The organism is Kitasatospora sp. NPDC007106 (genome assembly GCF_040634455.1).
Taxonomy (GTDB): domain Bacteria; phylum Actinomycetota; class Actinomycetes; order Streptomycetales; family Streptomycetaceae; genus Kitasatospora; species Kitasatospora arboriphila.
Window position 1 is genome coordinate 1 of the sequence record NZ_JBEYFP010001243.1, and the last position, 1377, is coordinate 1377.

Annotated in this window: 2 protein-coding genes; both read right to left on the reverse strand. The window is 75.8% G+C overall.

The genetic code is table 11. The annotated features are described in order from the left end of the window. A partial coding sequence (locus tag ABZ641_RS37495) for a HAMP domain-containing sensor histidine kinase (protein WP_359989068.1) occupies positions 1-991 on the reverse strand: 991 nt, incomplete at its 3' end. 7 nt (positions 992-998) lie between these two features. Further along, positions 999-1377 (reverse strand): response regulator transcription factor (locus tag ABZ641_RS37500; protein WP_359989070.1); only part of this gene is annotated, 379 nt, incomplete at its 5' end.

Consider the following 1377-nt stretch of genomic DNA (forward strand, 5'->3'; position numbering starts at 1 on the left):
TGCTCCGCGGGGTCCGGGCGGCGCCGCCGCGGAAGCCGGTCTCGAAGACCCGCGGCAGGTCGGCCTCGGGGATGCCGCCGCAGCCGTCCGTCACCGAGACCAGCACCTCGTCCTCCGCGCGCCGCGCCGCGACCGCCACCACCCCGTCCGCGGGGGTACAGCGGATCGCGTTGACCAGCAGGTTGCCGAGCACCCGGGTGATCTCACGGCCGTCCACCTCGACCGGCTCGGCGGCCACCGCGCCGCCCGCCAGCCGGACGCCGCGCTCGCGGGCCAGCGGGGCCGCGCCGGCGATCGCGTCGCCGACCAGGTCGTACACCGACACCCGGGACGGTGAGAGCGTCAGCGCACCCGCCTGGATCCGGGACAGCTCGAACAGGTCGTCCACCATGCCGGTCAGCCGGTCCACTTCGGTGCGCATCCGGGCCAGGTAGCGCGGCGGGTCCTCGGCGACCCCGTCCTCCAGCGCCTCCGCCATCGCCCGCAGGCCCGCCAGCGGGGTGCGCAGATCGTGCGAGATCCAGGCGATCAGCTCCCGGCGCGACTGCTCCAGGGCCTGCTCGCGCCGGCGCGACTCCGCCAGCCGGGCACTGGTCGCCGCCAGCTCCTCGCTGAGCTGGGCGAGTTCGCTGCCGAGCGGCTGCACCGGCGGGGCGAAGCCGCCCTCACTGCCCACCGTCCGGGCGGCCGCCGCCAACGCCCGGCTGCCCGCCACCACCTGCCGGCCCAGCAGCGCCGCGGTGGCCACCGAGACGACCGCGGCCATCAGGGTCACCGTGACGACCACGCCGAGGTCGTGCTCCGAGAGGAACATCGCCTGCGCCACCGCCACCGTGCCGGTGGTCATCGCCAGCACCGTCACCACGGCCACGCACAGCAGCGAGAGCGCGACCGACCGGCGGCGCAGCAGCCGCACCGCCGGCCAGCCGAGCAGGCCGGCCGCGCCGGCGCCCAGGGCGGCGAAGGCGGCGATCAGCATCAGGTCCCTCATGGCGGTGTCAGCTCCCCACCGGGTCGAAGCGGTAGCCGACGCCCCAGACCGTCGTGATCAGGCGCGGCGCCGCCGGATCGTCCTCGATCTTCTCGCGCAGCCGGCGGACGTGGACGGTCACCGTGGACAGGTCGCCGAACTCCCAGCCCCACACCTGCTGCATCAGCTCCTCCCGGCCGAACGCCCGGCCCGGGTGCCGGAGGAAGAACGCCAGCAGGTCGAACTCGCGCAGTGTGAGCGACAGTTCGACGCCGGCCCGGTGGGCGCGGCGGGCCTGCGGGTCGAGTTCCATGTCGCCGCTCGCCAGCACCGGGGTGAACTTCGCGCACGGCTCCGTCCTGCTGCTCGGCGGCTGGGTGGTCGCCGCCACGCACGGCGCGGTCGGC